Source organism: Paenibacillus sp. FSL W8-0194, assembly GCF_037969745.1.
Classification (GTDB): domain Bacteria; phylum Bacillota; class Bacilli; order Paenibacillales; family Paenibacillaceae; genus Paenibacillus_AQ; species Paenibacillus_AQ cookii.
The window spans coordinates 2,711,772-2,728,320 of record NZ_CP150205.1; the positions used below are offsets into that span (position 1 = coordinate 2,711,772).

Below are 16,549 nucleotides of genomic sequence, written 5' to 3' on the forward strand. Positions count from 1 at the left end.
AGTGTACATCTCGATTTCTAAAGGAGGATTTCTGTTTATGGCTCACCAGAAGAGAAGGAAAGAAGCTGCCTGGAAGTCAAGAAAGCAACAACAGCATCCCCACGGAAAAATCAAATCGCTTAAGGAATTGTCCAGCGAATAGGATGAGAGAAGTATACTGCTTGGAAAAGAGGGACTGTCGGCGAAAACGTACCGGCAGTCTTTTTTTCATGGCGGTTCAATCGTCAATGGACAACCCGGCGTCCCGCTTTTTCAGGAAAAGCGGATCAAGATCGCGATTGCGGCTTGAGACGGCGTTCCCGGCCCGGTAACCTATCATGAATAAATCAGAGAAATCATGAGATTTTAAAAGAAAACAAGAGATAAAAGGAGAAGATTAAAAGAAAAAAGTATGCTATTATCTCTGAAACAACTTGAAGAAACAAAGCATCTTTCCATAAAATACTATATTGTCAGCACTCGACTAAATAGAGTGCTAACAATAAAAAGAGGGGAAGGAGGGGAGCAAGGAACAAGAACGTCAGTGTCCGAAGCTGGCGCAGGTTTTGTTTGTCGAACAATTTTTTGGGAACAGGAGGAGATTTCGAAAATGAATGTACTGTTACTTGCCGGTGGTTTGGGAACCCGACTTAGACCCATGACGGAGAACATGCCGAAGCCGATGGCGCCGATTCTGAATCGCCCTTGGCTGGAACATCTCATTCTTCATCTGAAGGAACAAGGCGTTCACCGTTTCGTTATCGCTCTGAAACATCATCCCGAAAAAATAAGAAGTCATTTCGGCGACGGCCGCCGGTTGGGTGTTTCGATCCAGTACGCGATGGAAGAAAAGCTGCTGGGAACGGCCGGGGCGATCAAAAACGCCGAGCCTTTGCTCGATGAACAATTTATGGCCATGAATGCGGATATCGTCCATGATATTGAACTGAAACCGCTGCTGGATTTTCATCGATCCCATGGAGGAAAGGTCACCATCGGCCTGACCGAGGTGGAAGATCCAAGTGCATACGGGGTCGTCGAGCAGGACGATACGGGGCGCATCTTGCGTTTTGTGGAGAAGCCCCGCTTGGACGAAGCCCCTTCGAGACGGATCAACGCAGGCATTTACGTCATGGAAAAAAGCGTGCTCGCAGCGATTCCGTCCGATCGGGAAGTCTCCATTGAACGTGAAACGTTTCCGCAGCTGATCCGCGAAAACATGGGTGTATTCGGCACGACCATCCAAGGGTATTGGGCGGATATGGGCACGAAAGATCGATACCGCCAAGTTCACTGGGATCTCTTGAACGGTGCCGGGCGGATCCGGATACCCGGACAAGCCCAAGATCAAGGCATCTGGATCGGCAAAGGCTGCAAAATCGGAGCCGGCGTCCTCCTCGTTCCTCCGGTGTTAATCGGAGATCACGTAAAAATCGGTGCACGGGCCGTCATCGGACCTCATGTGGTGCTCGGTGACAAGTGCTCGATCGGCCCGAACGTCCGTTTATCAGAAACGATCCTGTGGGACGGCTGCCGGGTAAACGAGGGAGCGTACTTAAACAACTGCATTTTCGGATACGGGCTGGAGCTCGGTCCAAGACATATTTTGCATGAAGCCGTGATGAACCGATTGGGAGTGATGCAAGCATGACGCGTGTAGCTTATGTCAGCACTTACGTTCCGAAAAAATGCGGCCTGGCCACATTTACCTATCATTTGCGGCAGGCGGTCCACGCAGCCAAAGAGTGGAGAGTGAAGGATCCCGTTATCGTGCTCCACGACGGGGAAACGGACGGATCAAGGGATCCGCTGCTGTGGCTGCTCCGGCGCGACAGCGAAAAAGATTATGGGAAAATGGCGCACAAAATCAACCACTCCGATATCGAGGTCGTTTCGCTGCAGCACGAGTTCGGGATATTCGGCGGGGAAGCTGGTCGGCATATATTGCATTTCATCCGCGAGCTGAAAAAACCGCTGGTGACTACGTTTCACACCGTGTTTGAGCATCCCCGCGAGCCTTATGCGAGCATCCAGCGGGAAATTGCCGAACGAAGCGCCCGCATCGTGGTCATGAACCGCAAAGCGATTTCGTATTTGCATCGTTCGTTTGGCATTCCGGAGGACAACATCGTCTTCATTCCGCACGGTACGCCCGAACCCGACGCGGAGCGCCGCCTAACGTTCCGCGAGCAGCTCGGCTGGGCTGACCGGAAGGTGCTGATGACGTTCGGCCTTTTGGGCCGCGGCAAAGGGATCGAACTGATCCTGAAGGTGTTGCCGGAAGTGGTAAAAAAAGTGCCAAACGTATTATATGCCATCGTCGGCCAGACCCACCCGGAAGTCAAAAAATGGGAAGGGGAGAAATACCGCGAAGAGCTGAAGGCGATGATCGAGGAGAACGGCATCGGGGAAAACGTCGTCATGATCGACCGCTACATGGAGGAAAACGATCTGGTCCGCCATATCACTGCCTGCGACGTTTACGTGACGCCGTATCCGGGGCTGGAGCAGATTACCAGCGGTACGCTGGCCTATGCGGTCGGCCTGGGGCGTCCGGTGTTGTCGACCCCGTACTGTTATGCGCAAGATTTGCTTGCCGATGAACCGGGTCTGCTGATCCCGGCGGAAGACGAGGCATTATGGCGGGAACGGATCGTGTCGCTGCTGACCAACGAGGTGATGCTGCAAGATGTCGTCCGGAAAATGAAGCGGCTGGGCCAAACGATGCATTGGCCGAACGTCGGACATGAATATCTCCGTTTGTTGACCGAGGTGGGAAGACATGGAAAGGCCATCCGTTCGGTTTGACCATCTTGAAAAAATGACGGACGACACGGGGATCCTTGAGCATGGATTAGGTTCGATTCCCCGGCGCAACGAAGGGTACAGCACGGACGACCAAGCCCGGGCGTTATGGGTTTGCCTGGAATGGTCCGGCAGCTGCGGCAAGGAAGACCAAAAAAGGCTCGAGCGGTTAGCCGAAACCTACATCGCTTTTTTGCTGTGGGCGCAAAAGGAAGACGGGCATTTTCACAACAATTTTGCCTACGACCGCAGCAAGGAGCCGGAAACGCCTTCCGACGATTGCCTTGGACGCTGCCTATGGGCATGTGCCCGGGCGATGGCCGCAAAGCCTTCGCCGTCCTTCGCTTTTGCGGCGGAATCGATTTTCCGCAAAGCGCTGGGGCAGGCCCACCACATGCGTTACCCGCGCGGATGGGCTTACGCACTCGCGGCGTTCGGCTTGCTGCAGCGTACCGGCTACGATGTCGACTTGACCGACCGGATCAGGGAAACCGCAGAGCGCCTTGCCGGCCTTTATCACCGGCATTCGGCTCCGGATTGGTCATGGTACGAACCCGAAATCACTTACAGCAACGCCCTGCTGCCTTGGGGCATGCTGTGGGCCTATGAAATATTAAAACGTACGGATATGCTCGATATCGCTTTAAGCTCCCTCGATTTCCTGATCGGTTTGTCGCAAAACGACGCGGGGCAAATCCGGCCGATCGGAAGCAAGGGCTGGTGCCGTCCGGGTGACCGGGCCTTGTGGGACCAGCAGCCGATCGATGTCATGAAGTTGGCGTTAGCCGCAGCCAAAGCCTATGAGCTGACGAAAATGCCAAAATACGAATCGATCGTGGCGAAATGCCGCGATTGGTTTTACGGCGGCAACGATCTCGGAGCACCCATGGTTCACGAGAAGGACGGCAGCTGCTGCGACGGTTTGAACGCGGACGGCCCCAATGTAAACTGCGGGGCGGAGGCCGTCGTCTCTTACTTGCTGACCGAGGCTATATACGAAAAAACGATAAACCAGCAAGCGCAACTCGCCATCATCCAATAAACGACAACCAAAAAGAGGTGGATTAACGATGCCTTTAACCCAAGAACTGCAGGAGAAGGGGATGCCAACCCGGGATGGGGGAACCTCCATCCCCTCCCATGTATTCCGTGAATACGATATTCGCGGCAAAGCGTATGAAGACATTGACCTCCCTTTTTGTTATTGGCTGGGGAGAGCTTTTGGCGAAACCTTGAAGTCGGCCGGCCGGAACACGGCCATCGTCGGCCATGACAACCGCAAATCCTCCCCGGAGTTCCATCGGGCGCTGACCGCCGGCTTGCGGCAAGCCGGATGCACAGCGGTCGATATCGGCGAAGTGACGACGCCGATGTTCTACTTTGCGATGCATCACTATAAAGAGCCCAGCGGCATCATGATTACGGCCAGCCATAACCCCGGCGACGAAAACGGATTTAAAATCGCCATGGACTATACGACGATCTACGGTGAAGAAATCCAGAAGCTGCGCAGCCGCATGCTTGGTTTGGCGGCCGAAGGCAAGCTGCCTTCCGGCTTCGATGATGCCGAAGAAGGTTTGCGCCGCGAAAGCGTGGAGGAGCCTTACCTGGACATGCTGGCAGACAAAATCCGGCTGGACGGCCGGAAGCTTAAGGTGGTTGTCGATTGCGGCAACGGCACGCCGTCGCCGTTCGCTCCCAAGGCGCTGCGGCGTTGGGGCTGCGAAGTGATCGAGCTGTACTGCAAGTCGGATCCGGATTTTCCGAATCATCATCCCGACCCGGTAGAGCCGAAAAATTTGCGGGATTTGATCGACGCCGTGAAAAAGGAAAAGGCCGACGTCGGCATCGCCTTCGATGGGGACGGCGACCGCCTTGGCGTGGTGGACGAACAGGGCGGCATTTTATGGGGCGATCAGCTGATGATCCAGTTCTGGCGCGAAATTTTGCCGAAATACCCGGGCTGCAAGGCGCTGGTGGAAGTCAAATGCTCGAAAGCGCTGGTCGAGGAGATCGAGAAGCTGGGCGGCGAGCCGATTTTTCATCGCACCGGGCATTCCCATATTAAAGCGAGCATGCGCAAAATGGACGTTCCGTTTACGGGCGAAATGTCCGGTCATTTATTTTTCCGCGACGAATACTACGGTTTCGACGACGCCCTGTATGCCGCGGGACGCCTGCTCCGCATCATGAGCCGGGATTCGCGTCCGCTGTCCGAACGATTCTCCGACGTGCCAAGGTATTGCGCCACTCCGGAAACGAGGGTGCCATGTGACGACCATGCAAAACAACAGATCATTCAACAGGTGAAAAGTTATTTTCAAGGGACGCGCGAGCTGATTGACGTCGACGGCGTACGCGTGCTGTTCCCGAACGGCTGGGGCCTGGTACGCAGCTCGAACACCCAGCCGATCCTGGTGCTTCGGGCGGAGGCCGATACCGAGGCAGACTTAGCCGAAGTCAAAGATCATTTGGAACAAGCGCTTCACGAGGCTGCACCGGGATTGCAAATTCAATGGTAACAATAAAAAAGCTCCTGCGGCGATTATGCCGGGGAGCTTTTTGATCGTTGAAAAGAAATGGGGGATAAAAAAACAAGGGAAGCACCGACTGTCGCGAACGGCCTATTTTGTATTGCAGGAAACCATGCCCTCTGTCGATTTCGATTTTCCAGCCCGATAAGTTATCCTAATTGGTACATAAATTAACATTTATTTAACATAAAAACGTGGCTGTTATTATGTTCCATTTGGTATCCTATTTAAAATATTGCCCGAAAGGTGAAGATGCAATGCACTATTTCGCTAGTTTCTTAATGGCCGTATTCCTCACGTCCTTATCCTATTTCTTCGGCAGCCGGCTGCTCACTCCAAGCCTTTATGCCTGGCAGGCCCTAATCATAGGCGCATCCGTCGTTTCTTTGGGCGCCCTTGCCGAGGCACTCAAATTGCCGATCGGGTTGATCGTGTTCATACCATTTCCTGTCGGCATGTTGTTGCTGTTTCTATTTTTGCAGCAGCCGTTCCGAATTTGGTTATTGACGTATCTGATTATTTTGGCGTTGTATACATTAATCCACGTCATCGCGAGCTATTTTTTCCATTTCCATTCTTTGATACCTGCCTGGAAGTTATCGTAGCACGGAGCATTTACGAGGTTTACGCGTTGCAGTATCATAAACGCATAGGAATTTGTTGTCATTCGCAAAGGAGAAGTGCCGGAAATGAAAGATCGTATCGTCGATTACTGCTTGAAGAAAAAAGGGGCGGTTCAGACCTATCCCTTCGGACCTGATCCGCTCGTCATCAAGGTGGCGGGCAAGATGTTTGCTCTCGTTTTTGACAATGGGGACCACGCAGTTGTAAACCTCAAATGCGACCCGATCATCGCCGAAAATTTGAGGGAGCAGCATGAGGCCGTCCAACCAGGGTACCACATGAACAAAACGCATTGGAACTCCGTCCATCTGGATGGATCCTTATCGGAGACGGATATATTCGACATGATCGACCATTCTTACGATTTGGTTGTCCAAAAGCTGCCGAAGAGTGTTCGGGAAACGGTAAAGTAGGATCGAGAGAACATGATTTAGGAAAATAAAAACCTAAATGGCTGCCGTGTTGGCGAGCAAAAAAAGAGCGGAAAGCGATACGTTTTCCCTCTTTTTTCTACTTTTTAAGCGATTAACCCCCCTTCGCGGGCGAGGCAGGGATCGCTCTTTTCGGCTGATCCGACGAACGGTTGAATCCGGGGCTGAAAATGAATGAAACGAGGCATCGCACAACAACGTAATAACGAAAGGAAAGCCGTACAAACATGAGGAGAGGGGAAATGCCGTTGGAGTCGTTTTGGTTGGAGTATGCATGGACACTGTTGATTCTTATTGGGTTGGAGGGTTTGTTATCGGCGGATAACGCCCTTGTCCTGGCGATCATCGCAAAGCACTTGCCTGAGAACCAAAAGAAGAAGGCCATCAATTACGGGATCGTCATGGCATTCGTTTTTCGCTTTGCCGCGCTGTTTGCGATATCGTTCATTGCGAACGTTTGGCAAATACAGGCGATCGGAGCTGCTTATCTTTTGTACCTCGGATTAAAACACATCATCCAGACCCGTTACGGCAAAATAGACCCGAAGGATCGCGAGGACGCAGAGAATGATGCTGCGGGGAAAGGCTTCTGGCCGACGGTAGGTAAAATTGCCCTTGCGGATCTTGCTTTTGCAATTGATTCCATTCTTGCTGCCGTGGCATTGGCACTGGGACTTCCGGATTCGCCGCTTTGGGATTTCGGCGGCATGGACGGAGGACAATTCATCGTTGTTGTGCTGGGCGGAATCGCCGGGCTCGTCTTGATCAAGTTCGCGGCCTCCTGGTTTATTAAGCTTCTTTCTCAACGGCCTGCACTGGAGACGACGGCATACGCCATCGTGGCGTGGGTCGGCGTCAAACTCGCTGTCATTACTTTAGCCCATGAAGATATTGACGTGCTGAATCATCATTTCCCGCATAGCACAGCCTGGACCCTTGTTTTCTATGGCGTCCTGGTTGCGATCGCTCTTCTCGGCTGGTTCGCGCCTGCGAACAAAAAACAGTCCCAGCCAGATTCATAACATCGATAAAGATCCGTTTTGGATTCATTGAAGACGCCGTTGACGCCACTTCAAAACGGTGGACCACGGGTAGTTAAAGGCAATTGCTCGACGTTGACAACCGTAACCGATTATCCTATATTTGGGCTATCGGCGAAAGAACCGCCAATGGTTCTCTGGACGCCGCGTTATCGAGGAAACGAAAAAAATACAACGATAAAGAAGTTTATGGGCATCATCGAACTCGGCTTGAGCCCAATCAAATAAACCGGTTGCATGTCTCTTTTTGCAGCCGGTTTGCGTTTGCTTCGGACAAGTTGGGCAGCTTGCTTATTTTATTTCGAAGAATGTAACTGTGAGTGGACATGACTTGGAAAGGATGTTGCATGCATGAGCGAATCGAATCAGGAGTATATCGTGATCTCGGCCGCGAGGGAAAACAATCTCAAGAACGTATCCTTGCGCATTCCCAAGCGGAAGATCACGATTTTTACCGGTGTATCGGGGTCTGGCAAGTCATCGATCGTCTTCGATACCATTGCCGCAGAATCCACGCGCTTGCTGAATGAGAACTTCAGCATGTTCGTGCGCACGTTTCTGCCCAAATATCCCCAGCCGGATGCGGATGCGATCGAGAACCTGAGTATGGCTGTGATCGTGGATCAGAAGCGGTTGGGCGGCGGTTCGCATTCCACGATGGGCACCATTACCGATATTTCTCCCATTCTCCGTCTTCTCTTTTCACGGGTAGGCCAGCCCTATGTCGGGGGAGCGAACATGTTTTCGTTTAACGATCCCCAAGGCATGTGTCCCGAATGCAACGGGATCGGCCGCAGCCTTACCGTCGACATGAGCAAAGCGGTGGACATGTCCAAATCCCTCAATGAAGGGGCTATTATGCTGCCGGGCTACACGGCAGGCGGCTGGGAATGGAACATGCTTGTGCAGTCAGGTTCCTTTGATCCAGATAAGAAACTCAGCGATTATTCGGTTGAAGACCTGGAACAGCTTCTGTATGGCAAAGCAAGGAAAGTGAAGATGGATTTCGCCGGGAAGGCAACCAATATTACGGTAGAAGGCGTCATCGAGAAGTTCACGAACAAATACATCAAACAGGACTTGAAAACCAAGTCCGAACGCACGCAGCAAACCGTCGCTCCGTTCATTTCCGAGGGTCCATGTTCAAGCTGTCACGGTGCGAGGCTTAGTCAAGCGGCGCTGGGCTGCAAGATCAACGGACATAACATAGCCGAGCTGTCCTCCATGGAGGTCGGACAACTTATCCGCGTTATTCGGGAGATTGACGACGCTGCCGCCGTGCCGATGGTCAAGTCGCTGACGGAGCGGCTGCAGCACCTGGTGGATATCGGACTGGACTACCTGACGCTGGACCGCGAGACGGATACATTGTCCGGCGGCGAATCGCAGCGCGTGAAAATGGTGAAACACCTGAGCGGAAGCCTGGTCGATGTTACGTACATTTTCGATGAACCCAGCGTTGGCTTGCATCCCCGCGATGTGCACCGCTTAAATGAATTGCTTCAGAAGCTGCGCGACAAGGGGAATACCGTGCTAGTCGTCGAGCATGATCCCGACGTCATCAAAGTGGCGGATCATATCGTTGACGTCGGTCCGTACGCCGGCAGCCGCGGCGGTACCATCGTGTATGAAGGAAGCTACCAGGGCTTGCTTGAGGCCGATACATTGACAGGTATCCATATGAAGCGGCCGCTTCAATTGAAGCAAGATTGCAGGCAGCCGTCCGGCAAGCTTTCCATCAAGGATGCCACCTTACACAACCTGCAGAACGTCAGCGTCGACATTCCGGCCGGAGTGCTGACCGTCGTTACGGGTGTGGCGGGATCGGGCAAAAGCTCGCTGATTAACGAAGTATTCCTCAGCCAGCATCCGGAGGCAATCGTCATCGACCAATCGGCGGTAGGTGTATCGACGCGTTCGAATCCTGCGACCTATACGGGCATCCTGGATGATGTGCGGAAGGCTTTTGCTTCCGCGAACAAGGTGAGCCCAAGCTTGTTCAGCTTCAACTCCAAGGGAGCTTGCGAACACTGCCAAGGGCTGGGCGTTGTGTACTTGGACCTTTCATTCTTTGAAAGCGTGGAGATGCCGTGCGAAGCATGCGGAGGAAAACGATTTAAGGAAGAGGTGCTCGCATACAAGCTGAACGGCAAGTCCATCGCAGATGTGCTGGAGATGACGGTGGAACAGGCTTTGGAATTTTTCCAGCTGAAAGAGGTCGTCCGCAAGCTGCAGGCGATGAGCGATGTAGGTTTGAACTATATTACGCTCGGCCAGCCGCTCAGCACGCTATCAGGCGGAGAATGCCAGCGTATCAAGCTTGCAAGCGAGCTGCATAAAAAGGGCAGCATCTATGTAATGGACGAGCCGACGACGGGCCTGCATATGTCGGATATCGGACACCTGCTGGAGATCATGAACCGACTCGTGGATGCCGGCAATACGGTGATCGTCATCGAGCACAATCTCGAAGTGATCAGCCAGGCGGATTGGATCATCGATATGGGACCGGACGGAGGCAGCAAGGGCGGTCAAGTGGTCTTCGAAGGGACGCCTTCGCAGATTGTCCATGCGGAGCAGTCGATCACGGGAAGATATTTACGGCAATGATTGTCATGGAATTAAACAGCTGTCCCGAATAAACACATATCATGGTTGAAAGTAAGAAACGTGTCGCAGGACAAGAACATAGATCGATATAAAGTCGCGAATATCGCGGCTTTTATATTTTTTTCCTGTGTTAGGCCCGGACTGACGGCATGGCACTCGGCATCTTTTCGAGGAGACGGCAGCGTTGGATGAATGTAGTCGGGAGATGCTGCCGCGTTCCCGTTTATATATGGTCATGCAGAGCCCGATAAATTTTATTGATTTCCGGTGAACGATTTCGCGAACCTCTTCGTATTATGGGTGATTGCATGGGTCGCGTACGGACTGATGCAATCAAATGGGCGGCATGAATCCAAAGGAAAGGAGCAGGGACTGCGGTTGGATGAACTCAAGCAAATCGAACGGGCGCAGCGCGGGGATAGTCAGGCGATGGCGCAGCTGCTGCAGGCCCACTACTCCTTTTTAATGAAATATCTCGTCAAAATGACGATGAACCCGGCGATGGCCGAGGACTTGGCGCAGGAAACGATGCTGAGGTGCATCGAGAAGATTCATTTATATAACGGAAAATCCAAATTTTCTTCCTGGCTGATCACGCTGGCGACGCGGATCTATATCGATCAGATGCGCCGTACCAGGGTCGAGAAGCACTGGAAGGATCAGGAGCAGGCCCTACGCCGGACGGAGTGGCAGCTGAAAGCAAGGCGGGAGGAATGGACCGATGCGATACAAGCCCTCTCCAGGCTCGGCTACGAATGGCGGCTGCCGATTTTGCTTAAGCATTTTTACGGCTATGCCTATGATGAAATCGCCGACATGATGGACATTCCGCCAGGGACGGTGAAATCTAGAATCCATCACGGGTTGCAGCAGGTACGAAAGGAGTTGACGACGGATGAAGTGGAACAAGGAAGAGCGGGAGAGGTCCGCTGATCTAAACAAGCAGGAGCAAGCGCATGCCGAAATCGTTCATGAAGAACCATTTGCGGAGGACCAGGCTCTGATCGCGCAGCTGATGCAAGGGTTCGAGCAGATGGAACTGGCGATCCGCCAGCCTGAACCGCCGCCGTTGCACGAACTGGAACGTTTTGTTGCAGTAGAGCAGCGGAAGCTCCGCAGACGCGCGGGACTGGAGGTTGCGCTGTTTTTGATCATGGCCCTGGCCATCATCGGCGGCAACATGCTTTTGGCGTCCATGAACATCGTCGTGTTTGCGGTTATCCAGGGGCTGGTCTTCGTCGGCGCGATCGCGTTTGCTTTTCGCTTTTTCTATCATTCGAAGAAGAAGGTGAAGTCCGGACATGCCTAAAACGAATCCCGAATCGGTACCTTTATGGGCAGTCGTACTGATCGCCTGCATTTTGCTGATTCAAAGCCTGTTCCTCTTCATCCATTCGCGCCGCCACACGAAATACTACTGGATATGGGGGATCGTCGGGCTGATCCAGTTCCCTGGACCGCTCGTTGCCTATTGGCTCGTTCATATTTACTGGCCCTTGCGAAAAGAGCGTCTAAAGAACCGTAAACATCAAAATGGATCAAATGAATAAAGGGGGAAACGACCATGGATGCGATGAATACGGGCATACCTTGGAGTTTGATCGCGCCATTGATCGGCTTGCAGCTGATTTTAGCTGTGGTTGGTTTGATATCCTTATATAAAGCGGAGGCGACGCGCGGGCCGAAATGGTTGTGGGTCATCATCATCGTGTGCGGAAACATTCTGGGTTCGGTCGCTTACTTTGTCATCGGAAGGAAGGATGCCTCATGACACGGGAGCTGCTCCAGGTAAAGGGATTATCCAAGCGCTTTAAGGATCGCGAAGTCGTTAAAGGGATTTCGTTCAGCATTGCCGAAGGCAGCTGCGCTGCCCTGATCGGCCCGAACGGTGCCGGAAAAACGACGACGATCAGCATGCTGGCGGGGCTGCTTCAACCGTCAGGTGGTTCGGCCATGCTGCTGGCGGAAGGAAGACCGGTCGCCGACCCCCGGCCTTTCATCGGATATTTGCCGCAAATGCCCGTGTTTTATCCTTGGATGACCGGGGCTGAATTTTTGCTTTACTCCGGGGAGCTGGCCGGGCTGACAAGATGCGAAGCCAAACGGGAGACCGGAAAGTGGCTGGACGCCGTAGGCCTTCGGGATGCGGGCAAACGCAGGATCGGTGGTTACTCCGGCGGCATGAAGCAGCGGTTAGGGCTAGCCCAGGCGCTCATCCACCGCCCGAGGCTGCTTATTCTGGATGAACCGGTATCGGCGCTCGATCCTGCAGGTCGCAAGGATGTGCTGACTCTGCTCCAACGTATTCGTCTTGAAACGACAGTCCTCTTTTCAACGCATGTGCTGCATGATGCCGAAGAGATTTGTGATGAAATTCTCATGATGCGCGAAGGCAAAATTGTTTTGCAGGGAAGTCTCGATCACTTGCGCCGAACTTACAGCGAACCGGTGATTCGGCTGGAAGTCGGTGGAGATGAGGTTTCGAGGGCATGGCTTGCAGCGGCGGGGGGCAAGGACTTCGTCATGCATTCAGAAATATCCGGCGGACGGGCGAAGCTTAGGGTCGCGGACGTCGAGCGGGCTGCGCTTGAACTGATGGCCGATGCCGTGTCCCGACGGGTGACGATTCGTACGCTCGAAGCGGGCCAAAGCACGCTCGAAGACTTGTTCCTGAAGGCGGTGCGATCATGATGCAGTTCAAGTTGTTTTTCCGCAAAGAGATGCTGGAGATGGGACGCAGCTATAAATGGCTGTGGGTGCCGCTCGTCTTCTTGATGCTGGGGGTCATGCAGCCGGTGATGATGCGTTTTATGCCGGAAATTTTGAAGTCCGCGGGAAACATGCCCAAAGGCATGACGATCACGATGGCCCCTCCTTCGGGGGCGGAGGTGCTGGCGCAAACGCTAGGTCAGTACAGCTCGATAGGGATCTTGATCTTGGTATTGTCGGTCATGACAATGATTTCCGGGGAGCGGCAAAGCGGCGTTTCACAAATGATCTTTGCAAAGCCGGTGTCGTACGTGTCCTACGCTGCGGCCAAGTGGGCAAGCATGTTGTCCCTCGTCACCGCCTCGTTTGCGCTCGGCTATGGAGGCGCCTGGTATTATACCGTCCAGATGATCGGCACCGTTGAGGCCGGTGCGGTTGTTAAAGCTGGACTTTTCTATTTGCTGTGGCTCTGGTTTGCGGGAGCGTTGACGCTGCTCGTGAGTTCGCTTCTGGATTCCGCGCCAGGTATAGCTTTTGTTAGCCTGGGGGCGGCGCTGCTGCTGTCCGTGGCGTCGGGATGGCTGCCGAGGTATACGGTTTATAGCCCGGGTTCCCTGCCGCAAATTTCGGCGCAATGGCTGGAGCCCGCGGGCGAAGCGAAGGGCGCCGTTGGCGCGGCCCTTCTGTGCCTGGCGTGTATCTTCATTTTTTTTGCAGCCGCGGTTTATCGAATGAAGTTTAGGAATCCAAAAGGATAAATTTCCTCACTATGCTTCTTGCCGAACGATCTAAGAGACAAGTCTTTCCATCAGGCCGGGTTTATAGTATGCTTGCGGTATAAGGGAGGAGAGGGATTATATGGTGAAACAACTGATCGTCGGAGACATCATGAATGAGTTGGCTTCGACGCGCCGCGTCCTGGAACGTTTGCCTGAGGAGCACATGTCCTGGAAGCCGCATGCCAAGTCGATGACGCTTAGCGGACTGGCTACGCACCTGATCAACCTGCTCAACTGGCAAGTCGCGATTTTTCTCTACCCGGAATTCGACCTGTCGACCGTGCCGCTTCGGCGGGAAGCTTTGGAAAGACGCGAAGATCTGTTGGAAGAGTTTGACGGGAATGTGGCCAAGCTTGAAAAGCTGTTGGACGAATGCGACGAGAAATCGCTTGGAGAAGAATGGACACTGCGGAACGGTGACCACATTATCCTTCGCCAGCCGCGGGCGATCGCGCTTCGCACCTTCGGAATAAGCCACATGGTCCACCATCGTGCGCAGCTCGGCGTTTATTTGCGGCTGCTGGACATCCCGGTGCCTGGGGTCTACGGTCCATCGGCCGACGACCAAGGAAATTAACGATAAATTTTTACCGCATGATTGCCGCGACTAATCGCGGTATTTTTTTATTAGTGGCTTTAGCCAGTTGAGCTCGCGAAGCGTGCGAAACATAAAACCACCCGCTATGCGGGTGGAGGGATCGAGGGTTTGACCAACAAGACCATTCCGATAAAATTGAGATGTTCAGGCTCAATAATGAAAGGAATGGTCTTAGATGGCAAACAAGAGCTATAGTTTAGCTCACACGAAGTGGATGTGCAAGTACCACATTGTGTTCACCCCGAAGTATAGACGGAAAGAGATTTATAATCAAGTGAGGAAAGACTTAATCGAAATATTCAAACGGTTATGTAAATACAAGGGAGTGGAGATAATCGAAGGCCACATGATGCCCGATCATGTACATATGTTGGTAGCAATTCCCCCAAAAATCTCAGTATCATCATTTATGGGATACCTGAAGGGAAAAAGCTCACTCATGATATTCGAGAAGCATGCTAGCTTGAAGTATAAATATGGCAATCGAAAATTTTGGGCGGAGGGATACTACGTCAGCACAGTGGGCTTGAATGAAGCAACCGTGGCAAAATATATCCGTGAGCAAGAAGCACACGACCAAGCAATTGATAAACTGAGTGTGAAAGAGTATGAAGACCCATTCAGCAAAAACAGTAGCAAGAAGAAGTAAACCAGTTTAACTGGTAAGTGAAAGTGACAAATTACACTGAGCCTGAACAATTTTATTGTCAGGCTAGCGTCTTTAGGCGCAGTTTGGCAACAAGGGGTTATACCCCAAGAGCAAACCACCCGTTTGACGGGTGGTTCTGATTTTTTTCAGAGAGGGTCTTCATGTTTGACGGAGGGATTCAGCCGGTACTTTCAATGACGAGAGCTGCGTAATCATGATTTGATTGGTTTTGAAAGGAGAGGATGGCAGTGCGCTATATGGGCGACAAAGATTTTTGGGATCATAAGTTTACGGAGCGGGACGATCGGTTGATGGGGCCGGAAAAAATGATTTTGGAGAATAGTCCGTTTTTTCAAAAGGGAACTTTGCTGGATCTGGCCTGTGGGGATGGCAGGAATGCGCTGTATTTTCTGAAGCAGGGCTTTGAAGTAACCGGCATCGATTTCAGTCGCAAGGCGCTGGACCGTTTAAGGCGGTTTGCTGCCGAACACCACTACGCTGTGCGGACGCAGGAATTGGACCTGTCCCATCCGGATTGTTTGAAGGAAGTAGGGATATACGACAATATCGTCGTTAATCATTACAGGCTGGGGAAGGAACACCTGGGCAGAATTCATCTCAACCTTGCAAGCGGAGGGCTGCTTTTCGTTTGCGGATTCGGTCATAAACATAAGGAGGATCCGTTCATACGAGAGGAAGATTTGATCATGCCGTCTGATTTTGACCATATCGATCCTTCGCTCAAGCGGATTCGTTACATGGAAGAGGAAGACCAAAGAGGTTTTCTTGTCGCTTATTTATATCGCAAAACATCCTAGGGAGAGCATGCGAAGGAATTCCATATACTGCAGATTTTCGGGATAGGTTTGCGACATGCCTCGAGTTGATCCCGTAGCGCCGCCACCATAAAAACCCGTGTTCCCTGAAACTATTATTTCCTGAACATCTATACGATTTGTCGCCAAGTTACATAGAATATAGCAAATCTATCAACAAAAAAGTGGTGACGAACGTGAAGATAGAGGACATGAAAGGCGCTTATGACGTTATCATCGGCTTGGGAAGCTGGTGCGGGCCGTCCATTTATTTGTCGCGGTATCAGCTGCGGCGATTCTCCTTTCCGCTAGATTGGATGATATCGAATTCGGCCGCGGACGTAACCCGGTTGTTAAAAAATCGTTTCGAAGGTTTTATGGAGCTCGGACAGCTCCGGAAGATTGACGGAACTTCGGCCGTTTTGGAAGAGGGCGTCGCAGTGCTTCAAGAAGGCGGGACATACCAAAGCGCCCATTTTATTCTGGATACGCGTTACAACGTTATATCCGTCCATGATTTCCCTGTCATCCCCAACCAGGATTGGACGGCCGCCTATGGTGCGTACAGCGAAAAGCTTGCCCATCGAATCGAAAGGTTTTTGCATGTGCTCGGTCACAGCCGTTCCGTTCTGTTCATCAGGTGGGGAGAGATCGGGGAGGAGGAAGCCTTGGAGCTTCATGCTGCTTTGTCCTCATTGACGCCGGGCAGATGCAGAATTATATTCTTGCAGACCGTGTCCGGGTTGCAGTCGATCCGGGAGGTCGATTGGAAACGGAATGATATCGGCACGCTGCAGGTCCCCCTCGAGCAGCCCTATCATGAAGCAGCATGGAGTTATGCCATGAACGGTTTAACATTAACCGGATATTGGTAGTGATTCTAACGAGTCGATATTCCCCCATAAAAATGAAGCAGCAGCCGTCCGGGACTTGAGAAAACAGTCTTAGACCGCTGCTGTTTCTATCCATAGAACGC

The 16,549-nt window shown here is 52.4% G+C and carries 19 protein-coding genes; all 19 read left to right on the forward strand.

The genetic code is table 11. From position 1 onward, the window contains the following. The first annotated feature begins 37 nt into the window (after positions 1-37). The 19 genes from MKY58_RS12120 to MKY58_RS12210 all read left to right on the forward strand — a co-directional run bounded on the left by MKY58_RS12120 (position 38) and on the right by MKY58_RS12210 (position 16,448). On the forward strand, positions 38-142 hold the full coding sequence (locus MKY58_RS12120) for a DUF6254 family protein (protein WP_246537318.1): 105 nt from the start codon (positions 38-40) through the stop codon (positions 140-142). Positions 143-589: 447 nt separating this feature from the next. Next, complete coding sequence (locus MKY58_RS12125; protein ID WP_339324740.1) at positions 590-1,630, forward strand: NDP-sugar synthase; 1,041 nt, start codon at positions 590-592, stop codon at positions 1,628-1,630. Continuing rightward, positions 1,627-2,787, forward strand: a complete 1,161-nt coding sequence (locus tag MKY58_RS12130) for a glycosyltransferase family 4 protein (RefSeq protein ID WP_339324741.1) — start codon at positions 1,627-1,629, stop codon at positions 2,785-2,787. Before MKY58_RS12125 ends, MKY58_RS12130 begins: the two co-directional genes overlap by 4 nt. Then, a complete protein-coding gene (locus MKY58_RS12135; protein WP_339324742.1) occupies positions 2,762-3,826 on the forward strand; it encodes a glycosyl transferase in 1,065 nt (354 codons plus the stop codon). Before MKY58_RS12130 ends, MKY58_RS12135 begins: the two co-directional genes overlap by 26 nt. Before the next feature lie 61 nt (positions 3,827-3,887). Further along, positions 3,888-5,306, forward strand: coding sequence for a phosphomannomutase/phosphoglucomutase (locus tag MKY58_RS12140; RefSeq protein ID WP_339325133.1), 1,419 nt, complete (start codon positions 3,888-3,890; stop codon positions 5,304-5,306). A gap of 269 nt (positions 5,307-5,575) precedes the next feature. Beyond that, the gene (locus MKY58_RS12145) at positions 5,576-5,923 is read left to right on the forward strand and encodes a hypothetical protein (protein ID WP_339324743.1); all 348 of its coding nucleotides are present in this window, start codon (positions 5,576-5,578) and stop codon (positions 5,921-5,923) included. Positions 5,924-6,007: 84 nt separating this feature from the next. Next, positions 6,008-6,355, forward strand: a complete 348-nt coding sequence (locus MKY58_RS12150; RefSeq protein ID WP_339324744.1) for an MmcQ/YjbR family DNA-binding protein — start codon at positions 6,008-6,010, stop codon at positions 6,353-6,355. Positions 6,356-6,621: 266 nt separating this feature from the next. Beyond that, complete coding sequence (locus MKY58_RS12155; protein ID WP_339325134.1) at positions 6,622-7,395, forward strand: TerC family protein; 774 nt, start codon at positions 6,622-6,624, stop codon at positions 7,393-7,395. 369 nt (positions 7,396-7,764) lie between these two features. After that, entirely contained in the window at positions 7,765-10,023 is a 2,259-nt protein-coding gene (locus tag MKY58_RS12160; RefSeq protein WP_339324745.1) for an excinuclease ABC subunit UvrA, read from the forward strand. Positions 10,024-10,401: 378 nt separating this feature from the next. Then, a complete protein-coding gene (sigY, locus tag MKY58_RS12165) occupies positions 10,402-10,956 on the forward strand; it encodes an RNA polymerase sigma factor SigY (RefSeq protein ID WP_339324746.1) in 555 nt (184 codons plus the stop codon). Continuing rightward, a complete protein-coding gene (locus MKY58_RS12170) occupies positions 10,919-11,332 on the forward strand; it encodes a YxlC family protein (RefSeq protein ID WP_339324747.1) in 414 nt (137 codons plus the stop codon). The genes sigY and MKY58_RS12170 overlap by 38 nt, the downstream gene beginning before the upstream one ends. After that, a complete protein-coding gene (locus tag MKY58_RS12175) occupies positions 11,325-11,573 on the forward strand; it encodes a transcriptional regulator (RefSeq protein WP_339324748.1) in 249 nt (82 codons plus the stop codon). Before MKY58_RS12170 ends, MKY58_RS12175 begins: the two co-directional genes overlap by 8 nt. A 23-nt stretch (positions 11,574-11,596) precedes the next feature. Next, complete coding sequence (locus MKY58_RS12180) at positions 11,597-11,794, forward strand: PLD nuclease N-terminal domain-containing protein (RefSeq protein WP_339325135.1); 198 nt, start codon at positions 11,597-11,599, stop codon at positions 11,792-11,794. After that, the gene (locus tag MKY58_RS12185; RefSeq protein WP_339324749.1) at positions 11,791-12,714 is read left to right on the forward strand and encodes an ABC transporter ATP-binding protein; all 924 of its coding nucleotides are present in this window, start codon (positions 11,791-11,793) and stop codon (positions 12,712-12,714) included. The genes MKY58_RS12180 and MKY58_RS12185 overlap by 4 nt, the downstream gene beginning before the upstream one ends. Next, on the forward strand, positions 12,711-13,490 hold the full coding sequence (locus MKY58_RS12190) for a hypothetical protein (RefSeq protein WP_339324750.1): 780 nt from the start codon (positions 12,711-12,713) through the stop codon (positions 13,488-13,490). Before MKY58_RS12185 ends, MKY58_RS12190 begins: the two co-directional genes overlap by 4 nt. Positions 13,491-13,590: 100 nt before the next feature. Continuing rightward, positions 13,591-14,088 carry a DinB family protein gene (locus MKY58_RS12195; protein WP_339324751.1) on the forward strand — a complete coding sequence of 166 codons (498 nt, stop codon included), beginning with the start codon at positions 13,591-13,593 and terminating at the stop codon, positions 14,086-14,088. Positions 14,089-14,284: 196 nt separating this feature from the next. Beyond that, positions 14,285-14,758 carry an IS200/IS605 family transposase gene (gene tnpA / locus MKY58_RS12200; protein ID WP_007128375.1) on the forward strand — a complete coding sequence of 158 codons (474 nt, stop codon included), beginning with the start codon at positions 14,285-14,287 and terminating at the stop codon, positions 14,756-14,758. A gap of 242 nt (positions 14,759-15,000) precedes the next feature. Beyond that, positions 15,001-15,576 carry a methyltransferase domain-containing protein gene (locus MKY58_RS12205; protein ID WP_339324752.1) on the forward strand — a complete coding sequence of 192 codons (576 nt, stop codon included), beginning with the start codon at positions 15,001-15,003 and terminating at the stop codon, positions 15,574-15,576. A 194-nt stretch (positions 15,577-15,770) separates the two neighbouring features. Beyond that, positions 15,771-16,448 (forward strand): DUF1796 family putative cysteine peptidase, encoded by a 678-nt coding sequence (locus MKY58_RS12210; protein WP_339324753.1) that lies wholly within the window; start codon positions 15,771-15,773, stop codon positions 16,446-16,448. Positions 16,449-16,549: the final 101 nt, after the last annotated feature.

What these genes read in the sequence shown, in the direction of transcription:
- MKY58_RS12175 (WP_339324748.1), top strand. Translation starts at nt 11,325, where the DNA reads ATGCCTAAAACGAATCCCGAATCGGTACCTTTATGGGCAGTCGTACTG.
- MKY58_RS12130 (WP_339324741.1), top strand. Translation starts at nt 1,627, where the DNA reads ATGACGCGTGTAGCTTATGTCAGCACTTACGTTCCGAAAAAATGCGGC.
- MKY58_RS12135 (WP_339324742.1), top strand. Translation starts at nt 2,762, where the DNA reads ATGGAAAGGCCATCCGTTCGGTTTGACCATCTTGAAAAAATGACGGAC.
- MKY58_RS12190 (WP_339324750.1), top strand. Translation starts at nt 12,711, where the DNA reads ATGATGCAGTTCAAGTTGTTTTTCCGCAAAGAGATGCTGGAGATGGGA.
- MKY58_RS12120 (WP_246537318.1), top strand. Translation starts at nt 38, where the DNA reads ATGGCTCACCAGAAGAGAAGGAAAGAAGCTGCCTGGAAGTCAAGAAAG.
- MKY58_RS12195 (WP_339324751.1), top strand. Translation starts at nt 13,591, where the DNA reads ATGGTGAAACAACTGATCGTCGGAGACATCATGAATGAGTTGGCTTCG.
- MKY58_RS12170 (WP_339324747.1), top strand. Translation starts at nt 10,919, where the DNA reads ATGAAGTGGAACAAGGAAGAGCGGGAGAGGTCCGCTGATCTAAACAAG.
- MKY58_RS12160 (WP_339324745.1), top strand. Translation starts at nt 7,765, where the DNA reads ATGAGCGAATCGAATCAGGAGTATATCGTGATCTCGGCCGCGAGGGAA.
- MKY58_RS12150 (WP_339324744.1), top strand. Translation starts at nt 6,008, where the DNA reads ATGAAAGATCGTATCGTCGATTACTGCTTGAAGAAAAAAGGGGCGGTT.
- tnpA (WP_007128375.1), top strand. Translation starts at nt 14,285, where the DNA reads ATGGCAAACAAGAGCTATAGTTTAGCTCACACGAAGTGGATGTGCAAG.
- MKY58_RS12140 (WP_339325133.1), top strand. Translation starts at nt 3,888, where the DNA reads ATGCCAACCCGGGATGGGGGAACCTCCATCCCCTCCCATGTATTCCGT.
- MKY58_RS12185 (WP_339324749.1), top strand. Translation starts at nt 11,791, where the DNA reads ATGACACGGGAGCTGCTCCAGGTAAAGGGATTATCCAAGCGCTTTAAG.
- MKY58_RS12180 (WP_339325135.1), top strand. Translation starts at nt 11,597, where the DNA reads ATGAATACGGGCATACCTTGGAGTTTGATCGCGCCATTGATCGGCTTG.
- MKY58_RS12205 (WP_339324752.1), top strand. Translation starts at nt 15,001, where the DNA reads ATGGCAGTGCGCTATATGGGCGACAAAGATTTTTGGGATCATAAGTTT.
- MKY58_RS12145 (WP_339324743.1), top strand. Translation starts at nt 5,576, where the DNA reads ATGCACTATTTCGCTAGTTTCTTAATGGCCGTATTCCTCACGTCCTTA.
- MKY58_RS12125 (WP_339324740.1), top strand. Translation starts at nt 590, where the DNA reads ATGAATGTACTGTTACTTGCCGGTGGTTTGGGAACCCGACTTAGACCC.